Origin of the sequence: Mesorhizobium sp. M7A.F.Ca.AU.001.01.1.1 (assembly GCF_004022735.1) — a bacterium.
Taxonomy (GTDB): Bacteria; Pseudomonadota; Alphaproteobacteria; order Rhizobiales; family Rhizobiaceae; genus Mesorhizobium; species Mesorhizobium ciceri.
Genome location: NZ_RZPF01000010.1, coordinates 1 through 24,431 on the forward strand (window position 1 = coordinate 1; position 24,431 = coordinate 24,431).

Consider the following 24,431-nt stretch of genomic DNA (forward strand, 5'->3'; position numbering starts at 1 on the left):
ACGCCGGCAAGCGCTCCAGCGGCCGCGCCTGGCGTTGTGACGCCGGCCGGGATTCGGATCGAGGAACACACGCACACGAAAAAGGGCTTTCAAATGTTCATTTGCATCATGCCCGAACGTGTCGAGCGCGACGAGTTCAACCGGCTTCGTGATTTGGCCGAGACTCTTGGCGGCTGGTATACAAAACCATGGGGCAAGACGCCGGGCGGCTTCGCCTTCAAGAAACAGGAAGCGGCGGATACCTTCGCCAATCCCGAACCATCAGCGGCCGGCCCCGGATCATGCCCACAATGCCCGCATGGCTTAGGCTTCAACTGTTCGACATGCTGGCCGAAGGGCAAGCCGTCGACCCAAGAACAGCGTGCCGAGGCGCCAGCGCGTGCCAACGTCGCGACCGGCGACAAGCTGCGCGCCATGGCCGACGCCATGCAAGGCGATATAGACCATAAATTCCGCGACCGGCAGACAAACACGCCTAAGCGCCAGCGCGAAGCCGATAGCGCACGGCTTGACGGCTATTGGCTGCAGCGGACGCAACAGGCATTGCGCGCCCTGGCGGCGCACCATGACGCCGGAACCGTTCCGCTCGAATTGCGCGGCGCAACGTCAAAGAAAGTCGTCCATGACCTGGCGCGCTCCGAGATCGTGCGCAATGGCGGCTATTACGACGCCGGCCATGATAGCGGCAAACCGGCCAATGACACGCCGGCAACGCGCGCGCTTTGGGCAATGATCGCCGGGCAAAGCGAGGCCGACAAGCAAGCCGAGGAGTTGCGCCGCAAGGTCCAGGCGCTGCAATTCGCGAAGATTCCCGGTTACTTCCCGACGCCGCGCGCCGTCATCGATCAGATGATTGACCTTGCCGACATGCCGGCCGGCGAATTCGACATGCTGGAACCGGAAGGCGGCGGCGGCGCTATTCTGGACGCCATGGCGGAAGCCGCTCCGCTGGCCAAGCTCACCACGTTCGAACGGCATTTCAGCTTGCGGGAGATTTTGACCGCCAAAGGCTACACGCTCGCCGGATCCGATTTCATGGAAGCCGAGACCGCGCCGCGCTTTGACCGCGTGCTGATGAACCCGCCCTTTGAAAACGGGCAAGATATCGAGCATGTGCGCCACGCCTTCAAGATGCTGCGCGATGGCGGCCGGCTGGTCGCGGTCATGTCGCCGGGTCCATTCTTCCGGCAGGATCGCAAGGCAACGGAATTTCGCGCCTGGTTCGATGAGCGCGGCGGCGAAAAGTACGATCTGCCGGCCGGATCATTCAAGGAAAGCGGAACCGGAACTGGAACCGTCCTTGTCGTGCTGGTCGGCGATGAACTGGCGAAGGAAGCCGCGCCGGTTGCAACCGCGCCGGCAGCTGGTCGCGGCTATCGTATCGGCACAAGCCATTTCGAAAGCATGGAGGCGGCCAGCCGATACTATCAAGGCAACGACAAACAGACGGCCGAAAAGATAGCCGAGGGCGAAATTCACATCGGCCCGCCTTCCACATGCGAACCCGACGAGATCGTGACGCTGAACTGGTCGGAAGGCCGCTACTTCATCGAACGGAGGGGCTGAAGCCATGGAAAAGCGCGAATGGTATTTTGCCGGCGGCTGGAATTGGCCGCTGATTGCCGCGCTGCTGTTCACTGCGGCATTCTGGACGGCGGCCTATCAGGCATTCGCATGATCCGCCATGCCGCCGGCTTCCTCGCAATGGTGGCACTTATGGCTGGCGTCCTAGCGCTGGTCATCATCTTCGACTTGCCGCTACCGCATTAGAAGACAATCGCGGAATTCTTATAACCCCGCTCGATAGTGAGCGAACAACAGGAGATCGAAATGCCGAAAATGATTTTCCACATGGGCGTTACCCTTCGCTGTTACGGCAACGTCGAGGTCGAGGCCGAAAGCGTCGAGGCGGCTTTCCCGCTACTGACTGCCGATTACATCGGCGACAACATCACGATCCATGAAACGACAACCGATAGCGGGCAGGATTTGGCCATTATCGACGTTACCGACGAAGAGACCGGCGAACGGTTGGCAGACTATGGCGGGCACTCCCTGCCAAGCGTCTACGATCCGCAACCATCGCGGCTCGAACTGGCCGCGCCCGACATGCTGGCCGCCCTGAAGGCGATCAAGCGAGCTCGCGGCAACTGTGGCGCATCGCCATTCGAACAAGCCGCCTGCAATCTCATGGATGCGGCTATCCTGAAGGCGGAGGGCGAAGCCGCCGGCATTGCTGATGCGGAGGGCTGCGCCAATGGTTGACGCCAGCGAAGCCCCGACCACGTTTCATTATGAGCATTGGCGTCATGGCGGATGGTACACGAATGTTTACTATCCGTCCGGCGCTTGCGGTTGCGTGTCGCGCAACTACGATGACGGCAAATGGCGCATTGCCTGTGATCCGCGCCCATTCGAGCAACGACCGACATTCAAGAACCGTGACGCGGCGGCGCTTGCCGAATGGCACCTTGCGGAAGCGGAATGGACGCTTGTCCGCGCGGCGGCTGGCGATCTGTTCGACGCCTTAGACCGCGCTGTCGATCACAAGGCTATCACCGATCCATTCTGCCTGAAGCTCGCCAAGGAAGCGCTGGCGAAGGCTAAAGGACAAGCCGCCGCTCGCTGACACAGAAACACGCCTGGCGCTCGCCCCTGTGGCGGCGCGGCCCTATTCGAGAAGGAACCGAACACATGGAAAGTTTGACAGTGACATCAATCCGCGAAAGCCTGGCCGCACGTTTCAAGCGCTCATCGTTCTATTGGCGCTGGCGCGGCCGGATCACGCGCTACCGCCTCGCCTGGCGATACGCACGCGGCACCATGACGGCAGATGACGCGCAGTGGATCACTACCGACTGCAGGGACACTGCCGGTTGGCATCCGCTCGCCTCACTCTGCAATGAGTCCGTTATGGATCTTGCCCTTGACGTGTACGAAGATCATCCCGATCTGGCGCGGCTTGTTGCGGAAGCCTGCAACCGTGTCGGCGACAAATGGGACGACTATTCCGAGTCGGCTTCATCTGCCGCCGACTGGGCGATGGAAAAGGTGGCTGAGTACGCCAACCTTGAAAACATCGAACTGATCAAACGTGAAGGATCGGCGGACGACGAATAAACCTTGCAACTGGCATAGATTTATGCCATGAACTGAATTGCCGATTGTGGCGAATAGAGGAGATAGAACAGCATGAACGCACACGCCCATCCCGCGAATTCCAGTGTTTCGGCCATCGCCCTTGGCGCGGTCGTTTCCTTCAGTGCCTATGCCGCCGCAAAGGCGGTCCAGGCGGAGCCGGAACATGAACCAGAAGTGATCGCGGCCAATGAGGCGACACTCGCCGAAGTCCGCGCCATCTTCCCGGCGGATCTCGCCGAAAAGGCAATCGCCGCTGGAGCGTTCGATGAACCGGTCGAGATCGCCGAAGAGTCGGTAGAGATCGCGCCGCTTCCGCCGGCAACAGCGCTCGCCGACCGCGCCGCGCTCAACCGCGCGCTCGATATCGTCGCCAACGTGGTCGAGAAGCGCAGTTGTATCCCCATTCTCGGCAATGTCTGCCTCATCGGCGACGGCGAAAATCTGACCGTGACCGGCACTGATCTGGACATTGAAATCGCGGTCAAGATTCCGGCCGCCGCTGATGCCAGATTCGCCGTCACTCTGCCGGCGCATACTATGAAAGACCTCCTGAAAAAGGCGACGGCTTCCGAGTTCGTCGGTTTCACGGAACGGCAAGGCGACAGCAACGCCGTCACGGTCGATTTCGAAAAGGTGAACTACAGGCTGCAGGATTTGCCGGTCGCCGACTATCCGAACCTTTCCGGCGGCAAGCCGTCGCATTCCTTCACGGTTCCCGGCGCCGATCTGGTCGAGGCCTTCGGCGGCGTGGCGATCGCCATTTCAACCGAGGAAACCCGCTACTATCTGAACGGGGTCTATCTTCACCATGTCGAGCCGCGCGCCATCGATGCCTATCACGGCGATCACGGCGCATTGCGCATGGTCGCCACCGATGGGCATAGGCTTTGCCGGCAGGATTTGGCGGCCAGCGAGGGCATGAAGGGGATGCCCGGCGTCATCGTACCCCGCAAGACCGTCGCGCTCCTGCAGAAGCTCCTGAAGGGCAAGGCGTGCCCGGCAGAGGTTCGTGTCGAGATAGGCAAGACCGAGCATTGGGGAACCATCCGCCTCATGTTCGATGGCGTCACGATCACAAGCAAGCTGGTGGAAGGCTCATTCCCCGACTATCAGCGCGTCATCCCGACCGGCAACGACAAGCCGGCAACGTTCAAGGCGGCGGACCTGGCGGAAGGCGTGCGCGCGGTCGAACTGATTTCTTCCGAGCGCGGCCGCGCCGTCAAGCTCACCTTCAGCAAGGGCAAGTGCCAGCTGGTCGTCAACAATCCCGATCAAGGTTCGGCAACCGCCGACATTGCCGCCGACTATGGCAGCGACGAATTGGAGATCGGATTCAACGCCAAGTATGTGCAGGATTTGATCGCTACCGCCTGCTGCGAAGAGATCACGCTTACCATGGCTGATTCCGGCTCGCCGACACTCATGACCGCGCCGGACCGCAAGGGCTGGCTTGGCGTCCTCATGCCGATGCGTGTGTAGATTTAGGCCTTGGTCGGGCGCGCGAATGCGCCCACCTTCCATCAATCACGACAAGGAGGTTTCCCAATGCCGAAGATCATCGCCAAATATACCGATTTCAACGGAAACGTCTCATATGTGAGCGTTCTCGATGGTCACGTCTCCCACGCGCTGGCCAATGGCATCCCCTATGCGCTCAACAGCATCCCTAGGGATCAAGATGGCATGTCGCTTCGCTTCGCCTGCGAACGATGCACTACGGTCGAACAACTTGTGGCGACCATCAGCGCGCGCATGTATCTAGGCGGCAAAGCAAGCGTGGAAGCCTTTTCGCCAGCGACAGTCACGCCCGATGTCGCGCCAAGCGCCCGAGATCAAGACCGCACCGCCTACATGGAATTCATGCTGGCGGAATCATTCAAGGCTTGGGACGATGAAGAGGACAGCGTGAAGGAAGAGCACGCCGACCTGATCGCCGAGCTCTCGGACTTTGTTGGCACTTTGGCGAGCCAGCCAGAACGCCAAATAAGCCCCTTCCATGAGAACGGCATGAAAGCCGCCGCGTTTTCGGCGATGTTGAAGGCGCTGAAAGGTTTCGTTGATGCCTGTGGTGGCGATGCGCCCGATTGGCTTGGCGAGGAATTCTCCGCCTGCGAAGACGCCATCGAGCTTGCCGAAAAGGCCATCTGAACAACTCCGCCAACCGTGGCGAAACACAGGAGACAGAACCATGCCGAAATTCACCGTCCAGCCATGCCAGGCTGATCAAGGCGCAACCTATGTCATCGCCGACGAGTCCGGCGACATCGTGCTTCGCACATGGAGCAACTCGAAAGAGGAGATCGAGATCGCCGAGCGCGCCGCTGCTGCCTTGTCTGGCACCGATATAGCCGGTGAGATTCCGGCGCTGCGCAAATGCCTGATGGCGATGGAGCGAGCCAATCTAAGCGAGGCCCACCGACTGCGCGGCGTGATCGAGCGCCTCAGCGGAGGACCAGTGACATGAGCGCGCTCCGCTTCTGCATCGGCTTCGCCGCCGGCATCCTCGACGGATTCGGCACCATCCGCGCTCGCGATCGCATCCTTCGGCTGGTTCGCTATGATGGCGCGACGATGAATGGCTTCGACCGCGCGGCCGACATGTTCTCGTATGGCCACTGATATGACCAGATGGGATGAAGTCCTGATCTTCGTGCGCGGCAAATGGGAAATCGCGCACAAGGAGGTCGCCGACGGCGCCAGGCAGATGTGGATCCGCCGCGATATGTCATGGATTTGCGACGAAGGCGCGGAGGAGGCGACCTTGCCTATGCCGCCAAAGCCGAAGAAAGCGAAACCAACATGACCTACGCCAGACGGAGTTCAGCCATCCGCGCGGCCAAGAGCGCCTGCAGGAAGGCGCTTGACGCTCCGCACTATCAGGCGGCCCAAGGTGTCGATTTCACCATTCGAGTTCATTATTGGTATCTCGGCCCGCTTGGGCAGATGGACGACGAATACAGCTTCGATTTGATCGGAGTATGCTTGGAGGCATCCGAGGCCAAGGAAAAAGATCCGACCAACGTCTACCAACCCTAAACGGAGGCCAAGTCATGAACGACGTTTTTCTGGTGACCATCCTGTCCAAGTCGGCACCGATCTTCCGCTTTGTCGGCGGAACGGACGAAGGCCGCGCCAATTACCTCGCCGGTGTGTGCATTGACCGGCTTGCGGATTACCATGGACTGGAGTTCGACTACTCGGTCGAGCGGCTGCCATATGCCGCTACCATGACGCCGGAAACCGAGATCGTGCGCTTGGCGCTGGAGTCGGACGTATGAGCGCGAACGAATTCAGACTCCAGCGTCGAAAGGATGAGCCCGCTGCTCTGAAGATTGCAACCGACAAATACGAGGCGGCCGTCAATTCTCGTGATGCTTCGCCTGAAGGCATCGCCGCATTGGTCGCCGCAAAGCGCAACTATGGCGCGATCCTGCTTCGCGAGGATAAGAAGTCGCGGCCGGAGATTTACCGCAAAACCTAACCTGAAGCCTGCCAACTGTGGCAAAGAAAGGAGTCTGTCATGATCCGCACACTGATGAGGGCTTTACGCCGGCTGTTCGTCGCCGATCCCGTCAAGGAATTCCTTGGCGAATGGGGCGACGAGATCGAGCAGGAAGCGCGCAAAAGGCGCAACACCGATGCTTGAGTGGGGACCGATCATCATCCTGATCCTGGTCGCCGCCGGCATAGCCATAGGGCTGTTGCCGGAAGCCCATGACGCGCCGCTGCACAAGTTCCGCAACCAATGCCGAAGCGAGGGCATGGATTTCCGCGAGACCGAGGCGGCGATCGCCACGCGCATGGCATTTGTCCGGCTGCGAAGGATAGCCTCCGACCGGTGCATCGCCCAAGGCGGCAAGATCGGCCGCGACGAGATCAATGAGATCGCCGGCCATATCGCCATCGGCTTGGCCGCCTCGCGTGGCACCGATGCCGGCCATAAGTTCATCACATGGATCGATGACTGTCCGGACGAGGAGATCCTTTACGATGACGCCAGAGCGGCGCGCCATCGCCATCACGTCGCGGCCTTGCGTGAACAGGGTCATTACCCGCCCAAGAACGTCAAGCTGCATGATGACTACCGGCACGCTTTCAAGATCGTGAAGCATTAGCGCCGATTTGCCGCCAGATTAGCCCGCCAGCACGCGCGGAGGCCTTCCGGCGCAGCGAACTACCCGCCAGATGGAACGCTCGCTGGCGGCCCTGCCCTGCCCTTTCCCCCATTGATGACAATAAAGGAGTTTTGACCTATGGATTTGATGCTTGTCGATTCGAAAGCCGATCGTGGCGCTGGCGGAGACGGAATGGCCAACAAATCGAACCCCATATTCCGAGCATGGGCCGAGCCCAACAACCGCGGGCCCGGCTTCATCGCCCTGTGGATCGCGCCTGGCCTGGTCGCCGACATTGTGCGACCGGACGGCAAGACGCCAGCCATCTTCAGCACAGAGCTCGAGGCCGAGCTCGCAGGATGGCGGCGTATGGCCGAGGTGCTGAACGGACCGAGGATTCGAGCAAATCGGGATCAGGGCAAGAAAGAACGGTATCAGCGCCTCACTGGGCCGGAGTTCGCCGAGCAGCTGCGCGCCGCCGGGATTACCCCTACCTTCCTCGCATTCATTTACTCCACAAGTCCGCACAGAGTTTTGACGTGGCTGGATGGTGCCGAGGATATCCCGCACCCGATCCGCGTGCTTCTGGCGTTGTTCCAAGCCGATGAACGGAACATCGATATCGCCGAACGCGTGACCGAGGCCATCACGACCGAGCGCAAGCCTCGCCGGCGCGACACCGGCTAGGCGCTGCCCATGCAGGGCCCGATCGTATCGGGCTGGCTGTCCATGTATTGATCGATCAATCCGCTGAGATCCTCAACAGTGTTCACCAAGCCCTTGAACGTGAGGACTACGCCGGCGAATGGCTTGCCGTTCTCGTCGTTCAGGAGGATGCGGACATTTCCCTCATCGTCCATCTGAGCGTCAATCGATGTGGCGTGCGGGACATCAAGAACTTTCACCATCCTCCGCCTCCCGCACCGCCAAGATGTCCAGCGCGGTCCCGATGATGCTTTGCGGCTTGCCACCATCCATGGCGGTCCGCGCGACCGAAGCGCGCAACTCGTCGATGGTGGCGCCGCACTGAAGCGCGATCGAGATCAACACCGCCGCATCGTGGCAGATCAGGCCGATCGCCGAATCCGATTTCTGCGCATAGATGAACATCTCGCCGATCCGGCCATCCGGGTAGAAGCCGACAGTCGAGGTGAATGGCGACCTATTGCCGTTGGTCTCGATGTGGTTGAATTCGATCACTTCGGAAGCGCGGCGGTCCGGTAAGCGTTCTCTCATCGTGCCTGCCTCAAAATATCTTCCGCCGCATTCGACATGCGCCTGGCGTCATCACGATCCACAACCTTGACCATCGGCAGTTCAAATCCCCACCGCGTCGCGAAGGCTGATCGCCCCATCATTTCCTCGAACACCGCCACAACATCGAGGGCTCGCCTGATTGCCTCATAGATGAAGGTCCGCGCCTGACTACTCGGCACCGTATCCCAGACGAATTCGTCCTGGTCGACGACCCGCTCGATCAACTGGAAGTCCCTGTCCGGCATCATGTCGCGGATCGCGCCGACCGCGTGAATGGCCTGCAGCCGATAGGCGGAGATTGCCAGCCGGCTGTTTGACCCGGTGCCAACGCGATCGAAGTCGACGCTACTCATGCCGCCGACCCGACACCCATCCATGTAACCGCGCAGGATTCGGCCGGCTTCCTTCCGGCGTTCCTTGCTGGAGATTCCGGTCACCTTCTGGTCGACACGCCGCTCGATCGGATCTGACAGCGTCCCGATGTCATGCAGATATTCGAGGGCCGATCCATGGAGGCCACGATTGACGGCTCCGCCCATCTCGCGCGCTGCCTGCTGCTCAACAGCGACCTTCTCCTGATGCCTGGCCTCCTGCTTGCGGCGCTGGATTTCCTTGCGGCCTTCCCGCGTCCTGCCGTCTGGCATGGGCGGCGGTGCCGGCTTCGTCGGCTTTGGCTTCATGTACGAAGCGAGTGAGCCGAGCACGGACGGCCCGGATTTCGGCGCCTCTTGGGCCTGAGACAGTTCGCACGCGACGAAATACTTGTCCGACAATCTTGCTTCATCGCACCGCACGCTCTTCAAATGATCCAATGCGGTCTGCCGCTCTTCCATCGTCAGTTCCTCGCGCGGCGTCGGTAGATTGCGGTGCACGATGCCGCGAATACTCCCCTTTGATCGCCCACTCAGCATGGCAATCCTGCCGATCGACAAGCCGGACAGCCACAGGACAGAGATCGTGAATGTCACGATGCCCATTTCCTTCTTCTTGATCTTCTTGGCTTCCTTTTCCGAAATCATCTCAGCGCTCCACTTCCCGAAGTTGACCGCGACGGCCATCGAATTCGAACTCGGCAGTCTCGCCATCCTCACCGCGCCGCCGCTTGAGGCAGCGCGCCTCGATCCTGTTCTTCCAACGCTGCATCTGTTCTGCCCACTCCCTCCCGTCCTTGCTGTCCATTTCCTGCGGCCGCTGATTCTTCAGCCACCGGTCTCTTCTGAAAAGGGAAACACACCAGTCCGCATCTTGCTCAATGGAGCCGCCGCCATCCAGGTCGGTCAGATTGGGGAACGGATCATCTCGCCTCTGCGAGGATCTCGTTACCTGGGACAGCGCGATTACAGCAATTCCGAGATCCTTTGCAAGCGCCTTCAGATCACCGGTGACGAATTCGATCCGGTCGAACTTGTTCGCCGACTTGTTGAACGTCCTCACCAGCCTGATGTGGTCGACCACTGCAAACCCGAGACCGTGCCGGCGCTTCATGGCCACACATCTATCCCGCATCTGCTCGATCGCAAGCTTCGGCCGATCGTCGATGACGATTCTGGTGCCTTTCAGTTTGTCCCTGGCGGATTTCAGATCCTCCAACGCGAAGGCGTCATAAGATCCCGCCTCGATTTCGGCCACCGGCACGTTGGTCTCGCCAGCCATGGCGCGAGCGGTCAGATCCTCGTCCTTCATCTCGAGCTCGAAGAAGATGCCTGGCGCGTAGTGCTGGGCGCGCATCGCCATCTGGAAGGCAAGCACGGTCTTGGCGTCGCCGGCGCGCGCTCCGATGAAGCCGAGGTCGCCGGCATGCACGCGGCCGATCAGTTGGTCGAGCGTCGGCAGCCCGGTGTCGAAGCCCGGAACGATGCCGGTTTCTTTCGTCTTCGACGATCTCGTCAGCACTTTGACGGCGATATCGCCAAGCCACTTCAGCGGCTCCGCCTGGCTGTTGACACTGATGTCCTTGATTTTCACTTCCATGTCAGACAGGAGGTCGGCTGGCATGACGTTCGGTTTCTTGGCCTCTTTCAGCCCATGCTCAAGGGTTTCGATGAGTTTTCTGTGCCGCCAATGGTCGATGATTCCTTCGACCTCATCGAGAGCCGATTCGTTGTTCTCTGCATCGCGCAGCAGCGCGGTGAGCAGTGACGATGTGGATTTGCCGTCTTCATCGTATTCTGGCCCGAGCCGGCTTTCGAGTATCGCTAATGACATCCGCTTGCCTTCGGTGAGGACGTCGCGGACTGCCTGGTAGATTTGCCCATAGAAGGCGTTTGCAAAATGGAACGACTGGAGTGCGTCGGCGATTGACCAGAACGACGCCTCGGATTGCAGCACCTTTCCAAGCACCATGCGTTCGGCAACCAGATTCTCAAGGTGCTGTGTTTGTGGCTTCGCCATTCTTTTCGTCCTTCCGATTGCTTTTTTCAAACCGCTGTCTGGCGTTCCACAAGTCCAAGGCGTCGCCATCACGGCACACATCATTTACGGCGCACTTGATCCCGACGGCCTTCATGCGCTTCTGCAGTTCCTCGGCGGCATGCTGCCCTGGCGGCGGCAATACGCGCCCCTGCGGACCGAGAACCGCCTTGTCGCCGTCCTTGAAGATGTTCAGCCGCTCCACGAACATCGGCGGTTCGAAGTTCTTCATGCCGCTGGTCGACATGAACGACCACACGGGGCGCCGGCAGCCGTCGAGGAACCACGCCCCCAGCGCCGTCTCCATGCCCTCGGCGCCGTCTATGTGCGCGGCATCGCCGCCGAGTCGGATAGCGCCGCCTGCGGTGGTCCCGCGGCCGATCTTAGGGCTCGGAGACAGATCGGCCTTCTCCGGCTTGTCGCGCTTCAGATAGACAATCCAGAGAGCGACGTGGGAGTTGAAGGCATCGACCACCTTGCAGACGATTGCCGGGTAGTTGCCGACGTCCCGATCGGGTTCGAAGTCAAGCGCTGGATGAAAGCGGATTGCTTCATCGGGTTGCCACGGCCATTCGGAAATTGGCGGGATGCCGCGACCGATCAGGTATTGCTCTCCCATGGAGCCAGCGAGCGGCTTGGATTCCGCCCATATTTCCTGAACGTTCAAAACCTTGGCTTGTCTCTTCCGCTCCGCTTCGGCCGCCCCCTTCTTGTTGCGCGCGTCTCGTTCTGCCTGTTCTTTGCTTCGGCGCTCTTCCCTAGCCGCCTTATCTTCTGGCGACTCCGTGCGCTCTTCAGCCATCCCAAGATGCTCGCGGGCGAATTGGAACGCCTCGCGAAAGTCATCCTTGCTGTTCGGGATGCGATCCGTATGGCCGTAGTATAGGAGGGCAAGCCCATAACCGCCAACGCTCTGCGAGAATCGAAACCACCTGCCCTTGTGTGAGCCGCTCAGTTCGACCTTAAAGGAACTCGTCAGCTTCCTTGTCTTGGCGGTCTTGCTTGTCGCAACTTTAATCTGCGGCGTCATTAGGCCAATGTCTTGGCCTTTCTCCTTGACCGGTTTCCAACCCGGCCAGAATTTGGAGCAAATCGATTCGACGTCTTCGTTGAGTCTGTCGGTTATCTCTCTGGCGTCATCCCTGCTCATGCCCGTCGCAACCTTTGGTCAACGACCATGCGCATGATCTTGCGCGGCTCTATACCCACCTCGCCGGCAATCTGCGATATCCACCGGCCCGCCCTGAACAGTACCGATACCCGGTCGCACAATGCGCTTTCCCCTAACGTCGGCGCCGGCGCTGGTTCCGGCTCTTCTGGCGGCAGGACGCCCGTTTCCAGAAAGTCTCTGCCCCGCGATACCCGGCTCTTGATTGTTCCGACGGCAACGCCGATCAGATCGGCGGCCCGTTCGTAGTCGTTGCCAAGGATGGCCACCAACTCGATCGCCCGCCGCTGTTCCGTCGGGAGAAGCCGCATGCGTCGCTGTGTGATCTTGAGATCGACTGCGAAAGGTTGACTCGCTTGCACCGACAGATTCTTGGCGAGCATGTCGTCGGGGTCTTCGACCAATCTCGCCGACTTTCTCGCCTGGCTGATGTGTTCATTGCGAAGGATCGTGAAGAGCCACGCCTTCAGGTTCGTACCATCATTGAATTGTTCCCACTTCTCCATTGCCTTGACGACGGCCTCCTGCACCAGGTCGTCCGCCCTCGCCGGATCGCGCGAAAGACTTATCGCAAAGCGCCGCAGTGCGGCGTAGGACGCCATGACATCCCGATCAAATGCGGCCGGACGCCCTGTCATGCGCCGATCTCGTCATCGAGATAATCGAACAATCTGACAGCCAGTTCGGTGTGCGTCTGCCTCTTGTTCTTCCGAGCTAGGACGCTCGCCTGATCTAACTCCGGACCGTACTCGAATTGCCCCATGACTGAGATCAGCCGGTACTCAGGTTTGCACCACGACTTCTCGGCATCGAGCACATGGCAGAGCGCCTTGATGATCGGCGCCTTCACATGCCCGACGTTTCCATCCGGCTTTGACCTCGTGATTGCGCGCAGCGCAAGGCAGAGGTGATCCGCGCCATAGGTCTTCATGCATTCCTGAAGCGACCGGATGGCGATGGTGTCGCCGAGCTTCATGTTCTTGGATGGGACCGGGTATCGCAGGATGTTGACGTGTGCCTTTGCGCACGCATCGCGAAGCGCTATCGCGTCGGGTTTGTTTCCGGCGAGCTCCGCCGCGAATATCGACAGCGGGTGGATGGCGGTCACGGCGCCGTTGATCGCGGCAAAGGCTTCCGCCTGCTTCTTGGGGTCAGCCTCGATGATGATGCACGGCACTTCGTCGATCGAGCGCAGAGCGGCAGCTATAACCCGATGCTGGCCGTCGACGATCGCAAACAATCCACCATCGATGTTCGCGACCACTACGACCCCGAACAGGGCCCAGTCAAACCCCTTCGCTATCTTGAGGACATTCTTGGCGCCGCCCTCGAAGATCTCGCGCTGATAGGCCGGGTCGATCCGCAGCGCGGAGATGGGAAGCCAGCAGAGCCCGGGCTTGATGCCGAGCGACGTCGTCAATGGTCGGCCGAACGCGGCCGCGAACGGCGTCGGGTCGATCGTCCTCACTTCGGAATTCATTTCGTCCCTCTCGGCCGGCCGACCGGCTTTCCCGTCGGCTTCCACTTTTTCAGGCTATATTCCGACAGCCTCTCGGCGCCGGTCTGTTCCGCATGCCGCGCCAGTGAATAGAGGATGGTTGCGGGGTTCTTGTCGAACCACTTGCCGATCTGCGGCGACGACAGCGACGGCTTGTGGACCTTGATTTTGTAGATCGCCTCCCGGCGCGCCAGGCAGGCATTGTCGTTGCGAAAATCCATGAGGATGTTGTTCGCGACGACACCATGAGCAGCGGCGACATCCGCGATGATCTCGCGCGCCCAGACTGGGATCCGCCGCGCCGACATGATATCGGACTCGAACAGTTTCTTCCTTGCCCTCACGGCGATCATGCCGACCTCTTCTGCAAGAACTGCTGAGCCAGAAGCTTGATGCGGGACTCGTCCGTATAGACCGGCCCGAGCACTGCCCCCGGATCATTGATGCCGCGCTGCTGGTCTTTCTTGATGGCGTTGACAGACATGAGAACCGGGTCCGAGCCATAGTTCACATAGGGGAACACGACCGTGATTTCGTCGGCCTTCTGTCCCGGCCGATCTATGCGGCCGATCAACTGAGGATCGACAACCGCGTTCGACCAATCCATTTCACCAACGATCAAGGTCGAGCATCGCTTTTGCAGCCCATCCAGACCGGCGCCTGATCGAAGGGAAATGATCATCAGGTTCGTGTCACCGTTGATGAACGCGTTCTTCGTCCGATCCTTCTGCCTTGCCGACTCCGAGCCCGTGTAGAGCATCGGATTGAATTTCTTGAGCTGCTCAATCCATTGCGAATAAACGTCCCTGTGCCATCCTGCCAGGATGATCGGGATGCCTTTTTCGAGATACATCTGAGCCAGAATTGCGACGCTCTTGGCTTTTGCCAGTCCGGTCTGGAGGCGGGCGAATGCATCCAGTTCACGCGCGGCGAGACCGGCTTCCACAAAGGAGCCGTTCATAACCTTGATGGCGAGCTTCTTGGCGAGTTCGGCGGCGTTGTCGGCGATCTCTTCGTCAAAATCGACTTCGATTGGAATGCGGTTGATCGGCCGACCTTGGCGAAGACGCCGCAGGAAGACGCCGCTCTCCCGGAGATACGATCCAAGCGCGTCAGGATCCTCCACCCGCCATTTGCCTCCAGATGCCATGACGCACCACTCGCGGACGAAGTCCTCCCATGGGCCGAGAACTTCCGGGTCGATGACGCTAAGGATATTCCACATTTCCGAGCCAAGATTGTAGACCGGTGAAGCGCTCAACCCGAGCCGGAGAGCGGCGTTCTGCGCCAGCACCAAAGCTGCCTTGCCCTTCTCCGCCTCAGTGCCGCGGCGAAGTTCCTGAATCTCATCGAAGACCACGGCCTTGAACATGCCGGTAGCGAATATGTCGGTCCAACCGGCGATGTTAGAATAGCGGAAAATGTATAGGTTCGCCGGCGGCAGGCTGTATGGCTTGGTCCCCTGGATGACGTGCGCGTTCATGTAAGTGAAGGGCTTTATGAATTCATTCACCCATTGACTTGGAAGGTGCGCCTGCACGACGATTGCCGCCGGCAGATATTGCGAGCCGGCCAGGCCGTCCAGTGCGGCTATGGTTTTTCCGAGACCGACGTCATCGCCGAGCAGCAAGCCCTTCCTGCGATGCCACATCTCGCTGGCTTGTTTCTGATAGTGGTAGGCCTCTTTCCCGGGCCGAAAGCCGTGGCGCGCCGGCGGCTGCCAGTCAGGGAGCATGATGGCTTCCGATGCAGCGCGATCATCATCGAAGAGAAGCTTGGTAGCCTCAAGCGCCTGCCGATCTTGAGCCGACATGACGAACGGAAAACGCTGTTGCATCCACAGGAGATCGGCGGCCATTTCCAAAGTGGCCGGCAGATCGAAGACCTTCGTCTGGGTCTTCGGTATCCGGGGAAACATGTTCTTCAGCCGGATCGCCACATGCGGCGGGATATCGCTCAACACCCAGCGGTTGCCCTGCAGCGCTAGTTTGCCGTAGGTGGGCGCCGTCATACCGCCACCAAATTGCGCCGGCGCTTGCTGGTGAGGATCACCCGCAGATCCTCAAGCGCCTTGGCCTCTATCTGCCGGATGCGCTCTTTCGATATCCCATGTTTGCGACCGAGTTCTTCCAGCGTCTCCGGCTCATCGAGCATGAGCCTCGCCTTGATGATCGCGGCTGATCGTGGCGACAGCTTCTTCAGCGCTTGCCGGATGATCCTTCTCTGCCGCTCGCCGTCGATGGTCGCTTCCACGATTGCATCCGGTAGATCACCGCCGTCGACAAGTCGGTCGGTCCAGGACTCGCCGTCTTCGAAGACCGGGGCATCCATGGACGTGTCAGAGGCTCGCCGGCCAGCAAAGAACGCCATCTTGTTCTTGCTCGAAGTCGAACCTCGGACCACCGAGAAGTTGGCGATCACGTACTCCTGCAGGGCGGAGATCACATACCAGCGCGCGAAGGTCGAAAAGCGGTTGCCGAGTTCCGGGTCGAAGCGTTTCAGGGCATTGAACAGCCCAAGCGACCCTTCCTGTATCATGTCGTCCATTGGCAGATTGAACTTCTGGAACTTCCACGCACGGCTCACCACCATCGGACGATGCGCGGCGATGATCTGCCGCATCGCCGCCACGTCCCGGTGATCGCGCCAGCGGACGGCCAGCGCGTATTCATGCTCGCGGGTGAGGAATTCAGGCGCCATTGATGATTACGCGACCACCGGCCCACTCCAGCGGAGCACGCAACCATTCACGCCCGGCGCCGGAACGCAGTGAACGACTCCGACAGAGTCGGTCACGCGATGGGTTTCACCGCCGGGGCGGAATTGAACAGTCTTGGGACTCTCAATGCGGTACACGCGGCCGCCGAAGTCATATTCGCGCCAGTCTTCAACTCCCGCGACGTCCAGTTTCAATAAATCAGCCATTTTGATCTCCTTGGTTATCGTTCAGGATGCCAACCCAAACATGTCGTGCTGCATGCCGCGCGCTTTCTCCGGCGGAGGCATGCCTTCTGGCAGAAGTTGCAATGCGAGTAGTCCGCCCTTGGTCTCGCCGCACTCGGCAAAGCCGGCCTTGCGGAAGGTCCAGCCAAAGACCTCTTGGCCGCGGACGATTATCGGTCGGACCTTCTTTCGATCGATGAAGGTGACCATTCCCAAATCGGGGGGGGTACCGTAGTGAGCCCGGGTCGCCGCGACAGCCTCAACGATCATGTCGGAGGCGCGGCCGGCGCCCTCATTGCGAAAGGCCGAGCAAATCCATGCGCCCGCCCATGCGTGCTTCACCCATTCGGCAAATGGCGCGCTGGTGACCCAGTAGGCCCGCCCAGTCTCTGTCAGCGCCTTGAACACGACACATGACCCAGTCGGCGCGAACTGCGGCGTGCCGGGTTTCTGCCGCGAATAATGCCTGTCGGCTATACGCGCCGAGAAGCGATCAGCACGATGGGAAAGCTGCCAGATCAACGAGCGCCGACCTTTTGCTTCCCCGTCTCCGTTTTCAGCATGCGCGCCATCATCCAGACCGATCCGAATGTGGTCGAGGCGACATAAACGGTGCCGCCGACGGCTATCTGCCACCAATTGCCGGTTTCGACGGCGTGCCAGACCGTCGACCAGATGAACAACTGCGCCACAAACCAGACGCCGTTGGAGGCGATCGCCCATTTGAAATGGTGACGGACGTCACCGCTGTTCCTTGATCGGGAGACCGCTGTGAAGGCCGCGTTCTGCACGATCGAGACGCCGGCCAAGCCGAGCATCGTAAGCCAGAAATTCATGTCAGTTCTCCGTTACTGGTTCTTCTTCGGGTCCACAGTGGAGCCCGCATTCGACGTCGTATTCTTCGTCCGGCGAGTCATCGAAAAGATCGGGGGACCGATGCACCTCATTGATGAGATCGATGACCCTGTCACGCGAGGAGAAAAAGCCCTCCTGCTCGACCTCCTGCTCATGCCACCACAGCGGCGCCGCCGGCTGCTCACGGATGATGCGCTTGCGAAGCCCGCGTCCTTTCAGGAAGCAAAAATCGCAATTGCCCTCATAGTCGCGCAGGCCAAGGTCAAAACCCTGCGGCAGTGGGTGCGTGAGGTTCTTCGGATCTTTGTTGTCGCCGAGCCAGTAACTCATGACATCCGGCTTGCGCACCCGGGCTCGGGAGAGCGGGTAAGCGCATGTTCGGCCAGCCTTCTCGGCATTGGCCATACCCTTGATGATGCGATGGCCTTCGTCATAGCGCAGGCCTATCACCTCGCTGTAGTTCCCCGGCGCCCAGCCATATGTCTTGGCCAACGCGAACAGCGGCAGCAGTTTCAGATAGGTCGTGCACCACCGCTCCTGCCAATTCGGCAACCGTTGCTTTTTGGCGATGAGAGCTTTGAACGGCTCACCCTTGCGGGAAGCGCTGTTGTAGCCGACCTCCTCATACACACTGTCGCCCGGCCGCCACTCGAGCCAGTGGATCTTGACGCCGAAGCGGACGCTGCACTCATGGACGTAGCGAAGCGTCTCCTCGCGCTCCTTGCCGGTGTTTGCAAAAGCGACGACCACATCGTCCGGAAGTTTGCCCCCGTGCGCGCGGACGATCTGGTCCAGCATGTAGCCGCTGGTGCGGCCACCAGAGAATGAGACCAGCGCCGGACCGGTGATGAGATATGGATTCGTCATCTACAGCCACGCCTTTGCAAGATTGTGGAAATAGACCGGCTTTCCATTGATCTCCGGCGGGAAGCCCATCGCGACGTTGCTGACGAGGATTAGTTCCTTGATGCTGTCGTGCTGCGCGTATCGCTCCACCTGGTGGAAGATCGCGCGCTTGCCGCCCTTTATCTTGACCTCGATCCCGATCTCGCCACACATGAAGTCGATCACATCTTCCGGACTCAACCTGACCTCCCGCTCATGGGGAATGTCAGCGAGGGTGAACTCGTCCGAGATTGCCGCCTGCAACCGCTTTTCGTCAGAGAGCGGCAAGCGGATGCCAGCGAGCAGGCCAATGATCTGCTGCACGGTCGTCATGCTGCGACCTTCCTTAGATCAGCCGGACAGTTCGCCTCGAAATTGGCCAAGGAAAACCCGGCCGGCGTCGCACTCCTCTGGTCCGCGCGATCATCGCTTGGCGGCAACAGATGCATCTTCGAACCGTCGATCGGATCCACCGGCTTCTTCGGCGGCATGACGAACCCGTTGAACGTCCACAAACCAGTCTTCTTGGTGTAGGCGTCAGTCGATGGATCGGCGAGATAGCCGGCATACTGGAATGGCTCGAACCAATAGTGCGGCTTGCCGATATGCGGAATGTTGGACAGAACACCTATCGGGTTCTCAACGAATCCGGGAGCACCAGACCATGCTACGGCTTGGCAGGACGCCTCGAAGGTCTCCAGCGCATCACGGAGCATGGCGCCTCGCTTCTTCTCGAAATCCCGAGCGCCGCTGACGGCAACGTGCGTGCACGGCGGGAAGGCGCCGACAAAGACTATCCTTCGCCGCGGGGGGGGGCGCCATGTCCGGACATCACCCCAGACGAAATGGATATTGTTCTTTATGCGGTCTTTGCGGATCGAATGCTCAACGTCAACGCACCAGCATTCAATGCCGGCCGCAGCCCACGGCCGAGCCGCGATGCCGGACTTGTCGCAGAGGAAGATGGCGACTGGGGTCACTTCTTGCCTTTCCAACTCTTCGACCTGTCCGGGGCACTCCGCATGATGACGTAGCGGTCAAGATGCAGTTCAGCCGCAGTGAGGATGTTCAAGCCTCGTCGTTTAAACATGATCGTCATCTCTTCCGCTCCCTTCTGCACCTTGAGTCCTTCAATCAGTTCCCCGAGAAACTTCCTCACATAGTCGATCGTGAAATCTGTCTCTTCGATCCCGACGCCCCATTCCCGGTAGACGTCGAGCCAGCGTTTCGCCGCCCAGATCTTGGTGGCCTCTTCCCGCGTCATGTGGACGATCACCTTGAATGACCGTCCGTCTTCCCTCTCTTTGTTCCGGGTGATGATGCCGCGCAGAAAGTCCCGCGAATCCTCCGGTGAGATATCAGGCAAGTTCACCGCGCCTGGTCTGTCGGGATGTCATCGTCCCCGGTTCACGCCGCCGAGGCATGCCGTCGTACATCTTCTTGTGGCAATGCCAGCAATATGGAGACCCCGACTTCACCGGCTTGCCGCAGAAGAAATATACCGCCGTGTCCGGCCTCTTGTCGTCATTCCATGTCGGCGCCCTGCACTGACCGCTCTTCACGTCTTCCAGATGCACCCGGTAGTGCAGGTCGGGGAACTCGTAGACCGGCTCCGCATCGATGATCGCCGGCTTCCTGATTGCCAAAGCCGCAGTGAGCGGTGCCGGCGCCCGGGGCGGCTTCGCTGGCACCTCTTTCTTCGCCACCGGCGCGGCTTTGTGTTTCTCCGGTCGGCTTTTAAAAAGCGCGTCCGCCTTCATCTTGGCGACTGATGCTGGAGTGGCGACAAGCTTGATCCCTGAACGGTAACTGAGCCCGATGATCATATTCCGGTTGCACTTGCCGCCAATGGCCTCTGCAATCTGAGTGGAGCTCATCTTCTCCGCCACTCCATCGCGGATCGCCTGTATCCGCTCCTCCCTGCTCATCCTCTCCCACATCAAGCGTTGGCCTTGAAAAGCTTCTCGGCTTCCTTGATCTGCAACTGCGCCCTGGTGAGCGGCTTCTCGGCGAAGAGATCGTTCGCCCGCCGATGGCTGTATGGGTTGAGATGCCGATCCAGCCACCAGCACACGCCCACGCCTTCGGCTGCGTCAACGCTGGTGATCTCAATGCCGAGTTTCCGGCACATCTTCACCGCCTCAGACTTGGCGTCAGGCGGGCGACCGTTGCCCAAGAAAGCTAGACGCCATGTGGCCTGGTTGACGAACATGACCGGGATATTCAACTGTGCACACACCCGGCAGGCGATCGCCTCAAGGCCATGAAGCTTGAAAATTGTCTTGAGGCTGATGCCGCCTTTCTTTTCATAGGTGACCGACTTCCCAGCCCAGTTTGAATTAGTGTCGACGACTGCCTTCTTTCGACCAGCGAAGTCCGTGCGAAGTGGCTCCTCTATTGCAAGAGATTCAATTCGATTGGTGACCAGCCAGATGCGAACGACACGATCAAACCAGTCGAACACCTTGCCGAGCTCGTTTGCATCCAGCGCCAGCTTTTCATCGGCGCCGTCCAAGATGCTCTTTTTCTTCTTCGCGCCGCTATAAACGAACGTCTCCGCTGTGAAGACGCCGTCCTTCAGAAACGCAGCGCCAGTGGTGGTCGCTATGTCCAACCCGCCGATGACCATATTTCACTCTTCAATGTGTGGACGCGGGACGGATCAAGTCCGCCCCGCCAAGGGGCTTCAAAGCGTCTCGGCTGGTTCGCGGTCTGAGATGTCCACGTCATCCGGCCACGGCTCGCCGCCTTCGTCGTCGTCCGAGACATCAGAAGACGCCGTCGATCCGCCATCGGAAGCCTGATCAAACTCATCGGCGAGACCAGTGACCTCGGCGCCCTCCTTACGAAGGAGTTCGGCCTCCGGAGGCTTCTGACGGATGCCCGCAGCGTTGATAGCCTGACCTGCGTGCCAGCCCTCGACGTACTTGTTGTAAGCCTCGGTGCCGGACGCGTGGGACGTGGCGAGCGTCTTGCCCGACATGCCATCACGCTTGCCATCATCGAAGGCCCGGTCCTCGACCGGCCGACGGTCTTGGTCGAAAAGCGCACCCTGAGTGCCGATGGCCAAGCCGGCCCAGCGAGCGACCATCGCTTGCCGTTCCATGTCCGCCTTGATCCTTGCTTCGCCTTCCGGCGTTTCGAGATCCAGCAGGAGTTTGATGTTGGCGAGACCGGTTGCGCCGAGATCCGACTTGATGATCTTGTCGAAGTTCATCCGGTCGGCTTTGGTCTTCTTTTCGGCCTCAAGCAGCTTGGCGCGCTTCGCGGCGTGCTGGCGCGTCAGGCCCTGAAGCTGGTCATCGCTAAGCTGTTCGGCTGATCTATTGTGTCCGGGACCAGCTGCGCCGCCGACGACGGACAATTTTGGCTTGTTCTTGGATCCGGCTGGACGCGCCATGTCAGAGCCTCGCCTTCAGATCGGCGCCCGGCTTGAATGTGATTTTCTTCCCGGCTGCGATCTGGACCGTATCCCCAGTCCTTGGATTGCGGCCTTGGCGCGCCGCCGTCGCCTTGACGCCGAACACGCCGAGCCCGGCGATCTGCACCTTGATGCCGGCAATCAGACTGCCAGCGATCGCGTCGATCGTGGCATTCACTGCCGCGGCAGCATCTGCTTTCGTCATACCGGTCTCACCGGCAACGATGGCGGCGATTTCGTTTTTCGTGGTCATGCTTCTTCCTTCGAATGAGCCGCGTCTGCGGCGGTTGTCGCCGGGATTCCGGCATCAAGCAGGCCGACCTGGTTTCCCCAGGCCGTCCATTTTTTCCTAGAGCTTCTTGAAAAAAGCTCGACATACGGCCCATCGAACATCGTCTCGATGCGGTCGTACTGTTCGTCGGGTTTTTGGCTGTGCAGGCGCCGCGGCTGACGGATGGCGTCGAGCGGCATCGCCTCGATGAAGTCGCGCACGCTGCGCACGCCGGCAGGGATCACCGCGTCGCCGAGCATGTCGCTCTCGATCGGCTGCCTCAGTTGAGGGTTGCCGCGCGTGCACAAAATGCACGGTTCGACATTTTTTCGTGTGCCATATCCCCCACCAAATGCATACTTGCCGGACTTCGGATTGTATTTCAGCCATTCCCAGGCAAGGCCGGCGAAGTTCAGCCCCAACGCTGGGACGACCTCATGCCAGCGCATAGCCAGCGGCCAGGTCATCCAAAGGAACACAGCGGCGTCGTCAGCGAGTAGCGCGGTCAGTGGGATTTGGCAGATGTCCTCGATCGACATCGTGTCGTAGTGGCGCTGCGGGCCCTTGCCCTGCCCCTTCTCGGAGAAGTGCTCGAAGTCCCACGGGATATCGAGAAGCGCGACCTTGAAGCCGCCGGCCGGCCGCAGGGCCGCGAACTCCTTCGTCATTTGAGAGAAGTCAATATTGCTCATGGCGGCGTCACCGAGCGACCGAACGAAACTTTGGCGGCGTGTCCCGAATGTCCGTTTAGAAATGCCAGCACGGCGCTGGCCCGGTCTGGACTCCCATCCATTTTTGCGCCGGAAGCTTCGGGGCTTGGTGTGCTCAGGTGGCCGCCGGCACCTGCCGAAAGGCGCGGACCGGGTGTATTCTGTTTGAATGATGCACAGGGCAAGATGGGCCTCACCTGTCCTGCTTGGCGAGATCGTCCACTTCGACACAGCGGCCGATGTAGTTCGCCTCGGGGAAGAACTCGGTGACTTCCATCTTGATCACCTCGTTGCACTTCGCGACGGACTGGACGCAGCGTGTCTCTAGCGAGAACGCGTTGTCCATCAGGGCGAGGATCATCAGAACCTGGCACATCAGATCTGCTGCTCGTAGGTTGGCGCCGGCGCGGCTGCAGGCTTGTCGGGGAGTGCCTTCGGCTGAGGGAGCGCCCAGAACTGCTGATCGTGCGTGTCCCATGAGAACTCGAACAACCCAGCAATCCCGCCCTTGCCCTTCTTCCCCTGGTCGGGCTGGCCGCCCTCGCCGGAGTTTCCCTCTTCCGACTCCCACGGCCACTTGAACGGCTTTACTGTGATGCCAGCCTGACCGCCCTCGCCTTTCTCATCCATGGCCTTCTGAAGCTCGTCAGCCGTCTTTGTGCTCCACGGCAGTTTGTAATAGCGTGGCTGCTGCTCGCCGCGGTCGACGAAGATGTAGATGCCGTCCTCGATCAGCATCTTCGCCGCAAGGATCTGATGATCGCCAGCGGAGAGCGTCACGCCATCGACGAGCGGAACCGGCCAGCCGAGACTGAAGCCGAGGGAGACGCCAGCAATTGGGCTTGCCAGTAAGAATGCGAGGACGGCCAGGCCACGAGCTCGCGAGAAACCGCGGGCCCATATGGCGAGCGAGGCGGCGATGCCGAGAATGACGGTGATCGCCAACCAAACGGTGATGGGGTAGTTCATGTCACATGTCTCCAAGTTTTGTTCCTGACGATCCCGGCTATGAGAGAATGTGACACCCCATACTTCGATGCCAGCGCGCGACAATCACTCCCCTTGACACGAGGAACGTATTCTCGCCTGATCGCCGAAATGTCTTCTTCGGTAAGTTTGGATTGGCCGTTCTTTATTCCGCGAATGTCGGTCCCATGTGCGATCCGGTCTGCCTGGTTCGACTCTGGCGTATCCCACCGTAGATTGTCCAAGCGGTTGTTGTCTGGGTTGCCGTCGTTGTGACAGCCCTCAAGTCCATCCGGGCGCGGGCCAACGAACGCCTCAAGAACCAAAAGATGAACATAACAAATCTTCATCATAGCAACCTCTGGGTAGAGGCTGACGATGTGATGCTCCCTAGCAAGGGCGTGACGAAGGATGCCGCCGCGAACACCCCGGACGCGGCCCAAGTTGGACACCTCGTGTCGCGGGGCGAAGCTGACAGTTCTCCAAATTTCCACGGTCACTTCTTCGCACTCCGAAGCGGCTTAAAGACGGAATTCATGGAGCCGGGAACGATCTCGCCCTTGTCGGTCAGTTTGAACCGGATGGCAGTTCGCTCTTGACCGTCAGTCACCAGTTTCACCGTCGTGTTGACGAGCGGCTTGAGCGACGACTTACCTGGTTCGCCGCTATTGATCTCGACGACGACCTTCACCTCCTGCGGCAACTGCGGACATCTGAAGCAGTGAACATTTATGGTGTAATCGCCGCCGACAACGCCGCGCGTAAAAGAGTCCTCATAGTTCAGATCACCGG

Annotated in this window: 38 protein-coding genes and 2 pseudogenes; 15 read left to right on the top strand and 25 right to left on the bottom strand. The window is 59.9% G+C overall.

Features of this window, described 5'->3' with window-relative positions:
• The 15 genes and pseudogenes from EN884_RS01485 to EN884_RS01545 all read left to right on the top strand — a co-directional run.
• A pseudogene (locus tag EN884_RS01485) lies at positions 1 to 1,566 on the top strand (methyltransferase); the annotation flags it as partial.
• Positions 1,567 to 1,830: 264 nt separating this feature from the next.
• Positions 1,831 to 2,265, top strand: coding sequence for a hypothetical protein (locus tag EN884_RS01490; RefSeq protein ID WP_063168401.1), 435 nt, complete (start codon positions 1,831 to 1,833; stop codon positions 2,263 to 2,265).
• Positions 2,258 to 2,629, top strand: a complete 372-nt coding sequence (locus tag EN884_RS01495; RefSeq protein WP_127224375.1) for a hypothetical protein — start codon at positions 2,258 to 2,260, stop codon at positions 2,627 to 2,629. The genes EN884_RS01490 and EN884_RS01495 overlap by 8 nt, the downstream gene beginning before the upstream one ends.
• 65 nt (positions 2,630 to 2,694) lie before the next feature.
• The gene (locus tag EN884_RS01500) at positions 2,695 to 3,120 is read left to right on the top strand and encodes a hypothetical protein (RefSeq protein WP_063168402.1); all 426 of its coding nucleotides are present in this window, start codon (positions 2,695 to 2,697) and stop codon (positions 3,118 to 3,120) included.
• A gap of 72 nt (positions 3,121 to 3,192) precedes the next feature.
• Positions 3,193 to 4,620: a DNA polymerase III subunit beta gene (gene dnaN, locus EN884_RS01505; protein WP_063168403.1), complete on the top strand. Its 1,428-nt coding sequence runs from the start codon at positions 3,193 to 3,195 to the stop codon at positions 4,618 to 4,620.
• Between the two features lie 66 nt (positions 4,621 to 4,686).
• Complete coding sequence (locus EN884_RS01510) at positions 4,687 to 5,289, top strand: hypothetical protein (protein ID WP_063168404.1); 603 nt, start codon at positions 4,687 to 4,689, stop codon at positions 5,287 to 5,289.
• 40 nt (positions 5,290 to 5,329) lie between these two features.
• Positions 5,330 to 5,605 (top strand): hypothetical protein, encoded by a 276-nt coding sequence (locus EN884_RS01515; RefSeq protein ID WP_063168405.1) that lies wholly within the window; start codon positions 5,330 to 5,332, stop codon positions 5,603 to 5,605.
• Complete coding sequence (locus tag EN884_RS38475; RefSeq protein ID WP_158515791.1) at positions 5,602 to 5,760, top strand: hypothetical protein; 159 nt, start codon at positions 5,602 to 5,604, stop codon at positions 5,758 to 5,760. The genes EN884_RS01515 and EN884_RS38475 overlap by 4 nt, the downstream gene beginning before the upstream one ends.
• A 1-nt stretch (position 5,761) precedes the next feature.
• Positions 5,762 to 5,944 carry a hypothetical protein gene (locus EN884_RS01520; RefSeq protein WP_063168406.1) on the top strand — a complete coding sequence of 61 codons (183 nt, stop codon included), beginning with the start codon at positions 5,762 to 5,764 and terminating at the stop codon, positions 5,942 to 5,944.
• On the top strand, positions 5,941 to 6,177 hold the full coding sequence (locus EN884_RS01525) for a hypothetical protein (RefSeq protein WP_063168407.1): 237 nt from the start codon (positions 5,941 to 5,943) through the stop codon (positions 6,175 to 6,177). Before EN884_RS01520 ends, EN884_RS01525 begins: the two co-directional genes overlap by 4 nt.
• 14 nt (positions 6,178 to 6,191) lie before the next feature.
• Positions 6,192 to 6,419, top strand: a complete 228-nt coding sequence (locus EN884_RS01530; RefSeq protein WP_063168408.1) for a hypothetical protein — start codon at positions 6,192 to 6,194, stop codon at positions 6,417 to 6,419.
• On the top strand, positions 6,416 to 6,622 hold the full coding sequence (locus EN884_RS01535) for a hypothetical protein (protein ID WP_063168409.1): 207 nt from the start codon (positions 6,416 to 6,418) through the stop codon (positions 6,620 to 6,622). The genes EN884_RS01530 and EN884_RS01535 overlap by 4 nt, the downstream gene beginning before the upstream one ends.
• A 39-nt stretch (positions 6,623 to 6,661) precedes the next feature.
• Positions 6,662 to 6,787 carry a hypothetical protein gene (locus EN884_RS40060; RefSeq protein ID WP_275955627.1) on the top strand — a complete coding sequence of 42 codons (126 nt, stop codon included), beginning with the start codon at positions 6,662 to 6,664 and terminating at the stop codon, positions 6,785 to 6,787.
• Positions 6,780 to 7,256: a hypothetical protein gene (locus EN884_RS01540; protein ID WP_063168410.1), complete on the top strand. Its 477-nt coding sequence runs from the start codon at positions 6,780 to 6,782 to the stop codon at positions 7,254 to 7,256. Before EN884_RS40060 ends, EN884_RS01540 begins: the two co-directional genes overlap by 8 nt.
• A 138-nt stretch (positions 7,257 to 7,394) precedes the next feature.
• Positions 7,395 to 7,943: a hypothetical protein gene (locus tag EN884_RS01545; protein ID WP_063168411.1), complete on the top strand. Its 549-nt coding sequence runs from the start codon at positions 7,395 to 7,397 to the stop codon at positions 7,941 to 7,943.
• Here the strand turns inward: EN884_RS01545 and EN884_RS01550 are convergent.
• From EN884_RS01550 to EN884_RS38480, 25 genes and pseudogenes are all read right to left on the bottom strand, one after another.
• On the bottom strand, positions 7,940 to 8,164 hold the full coding sequence (locus EN884_RS01550) for a hypothetical protein (RefSeq protein WP_063168412.1): 225 nt from the start codon (positions 8,162 to 8,164) through the stop codon (positions 7,940 to 7,942). The two genes, EN884_RS01545 and EN884_RS01550, sit on opposite strands and share 4 nt — an antisense overlap.
• Positions 8,148 to 8,492, bottom strand: a complete 345-nt coding sequence (locus EN884_RS01555; RefSeq protein ID WP_063168413.1) for a hypothetical protein — start codon at positions 8,490 to 8,492, stop codon at positions 8,148 to 8,150. Before EN884_RS01555 ends, EN884_RS01550 begins: the two co-directional genes overlap by 17 nt.
• Positions 8,489 to 9,532, bottom strand: coding sequence for a hypothetical protein (locus tag EN884_RS01560; RefSeq protein ID WP_127224376.1), 1,044 nt, complete (start codon positions 9,530 to 9,532; stop codon positions 8,489 to 8,491). The genes EN884_RS01555 and EN884_RS01560 overlap by 4 nt, the downstream gene beginning before the upstream one ends.
• Position 9,533: 1 nt before the next feature.
• The gene (locus tag EN884_RS01565) at positions 9,534 to 10,904 is read right to left on the bottom strand and encodes a DnaB-like helicase C-terminal domain-containing protein (RefSeq protein WP_063168415.1); all 1,371 of its coding nucleotides are present in this window, start codon (positions 10,902 to 10,904) and stop codon (positions 9,534 to 9,536) included.
• A complete protein-coding gene (locus EN884_RS01570) occupies positions 10,876 to 12,072 on the bottom strand; it encodes a toprim domain-containing protein (RefSeq protein ID WP_063168416.1) in 1,197 nt (398 codons plus the stop codon). The genes EN884_RS01565 and EN884_RS01570 overlap by 29 nt, the downstream gene beginning before the upstream one ends.
• Positions 12,069 to 12,728 (bottom strand): sigma-70 family RNA polymerase sigma factor, encoded by a 660-nt coding sequence (locus EN884_RS01575; protein ID WP_063168417.1) that lies wholly within the window; start codon positions 12,726 to 12,728, stop codon positions 12,069 to 12,071. Before EN884_RS01575 ends, EN884_RS01570 begins: the two co-directional genes overlap by 4 nt.
• Positions 12,725 to 13,570 (bottom strand): ParB N-terminal domain-containing protein, encoded by an 846-nt coding sequence (locus tag EN884_RS01580; RefSeq protein ID WP_063168418.1) that lies wholly within the window; start codon positions 13,568 to 13,570, stop codon positions 12,725 to 12,727. Before EN884_RS01580 ends, EN884_RS01575 begins: the two co-directional genes overlap by 4 nt.
• Positions 13,567 to 13,941, bottom strand: a complete 375-nt coding sequence (locus tag EN884_RS01585; RefSeq protein WP_063168419.1) for a hypothetical protein — start codon at positions 13,939 to 13,941, stop codon at positions 13,567 to 13,569. Before EN884_RS01585 ends, EN884_RS01580 begins: the two co-directional genes overlap by 4 nt.
• Complete coding sequence (locus tag EN884_RS01590) at positions 13,938 to 15,527, bottom strand: DEAD/DEAH box helicase (RefSeq protein WP_164774290.1); 1,590 nt, start codon at positions 15,525 to 15,527, stop codon at positions 13,938 to 13,940. Before EN884_RS01590 ends, EN884_RS01585 begins: the two co-directional genes overlap by 4 nt.
• Before the next feature lie 68 nt (positions 15,528 to 15,595).
• Positions 15,596 to 16,288 (bottom strand): sigma-70 family RNA polymerase sigma factor, encoded by a 693-nt coding sequence (locus tag EN884_RS01595; RefSeq protein ID WP_063168421.1) that lies wholly within the window; start codon positions 16,286 to 16,288, stop codon positions 15,596 to 15,598.
• Positions 16,289 to 16,294: 6 nt separating this feature from the next.
• On the bottom strand, positions 16,295 to 16,513 hold the full coding sequence (locus EN884_RS01600; protein WP_127224377.1) for a hypothetical protein: 219 nt from the start codon (positions 16,511 to 16,513) through the stop codon (positions 16,295 to 16,297).
• A gap of 21 nt (positions 16,514 to 16,534) precedes the next feature.
• The gene (locus EN884_RS01605) at positions 16,535 to 17,053 is read right to left on the bottom strand and encodes a hypothetical protein (RefSeq protein ID WP_063168422.1); all 519 of its coding nucleotides are present in this window, start codon (positions 17,051 to 17,053) and stop codon (positions 16,535 to 16,537) included.
• The gene (locus EN884_RS01610) at positions 17,050 to 17,367 is read right to left on the bottom strand and encodes a hypothetical protein (RefSeq protein ID WP_063168423.1); all 318 of its coding nucleotides are present in this window, start codon (positions 17,365 to 17,367) and stop codon (positions 17,050 to 17,052) included. Before EN884_RS01610 ends, EN884_RS01605 begins: the two co-directional genes overlap by 4 nt.
• 1 nt (position 17,368) lies before the next feature.
• Positions 17,369 to 18,184 (bottom strand): hypothetical protein, encoded by an 816-nt coding sequence (locus EN884_RS01615; protein ID WP_127273919.1) that lies wholly within the window; start codon positions 18,182 to 18,184, stop codon positions 17,369 to 17,371.
• A 69-nt stretch (positions 18,185 to 18,253) separates the two neighbouring features.
• The gene (locus EN884_RS01620; protein WP_063168425.1) at positions 18,254 to 18,604 is read right to left on the bottom strand and encodes a hypothetical protein; all 351 of its coding nucleotides are present in this window, start codon (positions 18,602 to 18,604) and stop codon (positions 18,254 to 18,256) included.
• Complete coding sequence (locus EN884_RS39280) at positions 18,601 to 18,987, bottom strand: hypothetical protein (protein ID WP_244514310.1); 387 nt, start codon at positions 18,985 to 18,987, stop codon at positions 18,601 to 18,603. Before EN884_RS39280 ends, EN884_RS01620 begins: the two co-directional genes overlap by 4 nt.
• Before the next feature lie 260 nt (positions 18,988 to 19,247).
• Positions 19,248 to 19,637 carry a hypothetical protein gene (locus EN884_RS01630; RefSeq protein ID WP_063168427.1) on the bottom strand — a complete coding sequence of 130 codons (390 nt, stop codon included), beginning with the start codon at positions 19,635 to 19,637 and terminating at the stop codon, positions 19,248 to 19,250.
• Positions 19,630 to 20,199 carry a GcrA family cell cycle regulator gene (locus EN884_RS01635; RefSeq protein WP_158515793.1) on the bottom strand — a complete coding sequence of 190 codons (570 nt, stop codon included), beginning with the start codon at positions 20,197 to 20,199 and terminating at the stop codon, positions 19,630 to 19,632. Before EN884_RS01635 ends, EN884_RS01630 begins: the two co-directional genes overlap by 8 nt.
• Before the next feature lie 11 nt (positions 20,200 to 20,210).
• Complete coding sequence (locus EN884_RS01640; protein ID WP_063168429.1) at positions 20,211 to 20,900, bottom strand: hypothetical protein; 690 nt, start codon at positions 20,898 to 20,900, stop codon at positions 20,211 to 20,213.
• Between the two features lie 57 nt (positions 20,901 to 20,957).
• Complete coding sequence (locus EN884_RS01645; protein ID WP_127273920.1) at positions 20,958 to 21,635, bottom strand: hypothetical protein; 678 nt, start codon at positions 21,633 to 21,635, stop codon at positions 20,958 to 20,960.
• Between the two features lie 37 nt (positions 21,636 to 21,672).
• The gene (locus EN884_RS01650) at positions 21,673 to 21,945 is read right to left on the bottom strand and encodes an HU family DNA-binding protein (RefSeq protein ID WP_063168431.1); all 273 of its coding nucleotides are present in this window, start codon (positions 21,943 to 21,945) and stop codon (positions 21,673 to 21,675) included.
• A complete protein-coding gene (locus tag EN884_RS01655) occupies positions 21,942 to 22,904 on the bottom strand; it encodes an MT-A70 family methyltransferase (protein WP_127224378.1) in 963 nt (320 codons plus the stop codon). Before EN884_RS01655 ends, EN884_RS01650 begins: the two co-directional genes overlap by 4 nt.
• Positions 22,867 to 23,049 carry a hypothetical protein gene (locus tag EN884_RS01660; RefSeq protein WP_063168433.1) on the bottom strand — a complete coding sequence of 61 codons (183 nt, stop codon included), beginning with the start codon at positions 23,047 to 23,049 and terminating at the stop codon, positions 22,867 to 22,869. The genes EN884_RS01655 and EN884_RS01660 overlap by 38 nt, the downstream gene beginning before the upstream one ends.
• Positions 23,049 to 23,642 carry a hypothetical protein gene (locus tag EN884_RS01665; protein WP_063168434.1) on the bottom strand — a complete coding sequence of 198 codons (594 nt, stop codon included), beginning with the start codon at positions 23,640 to 23,642 and terminating at the stop codon, positions 23,049 to 23,051. The genes EN884_RS01660 and EN884_RS01665 overlap by 1 nt, the downstream gene beginning before the upstream one ends.
• A gap of 493 nt (positions 23,643 to 24,135) precedes the next feature.
• Positions 24,136 to 24,431, bottom strand: a pseudogene (locus EN884_RS38480) (hypothetical protein); the annotation flags it as partial.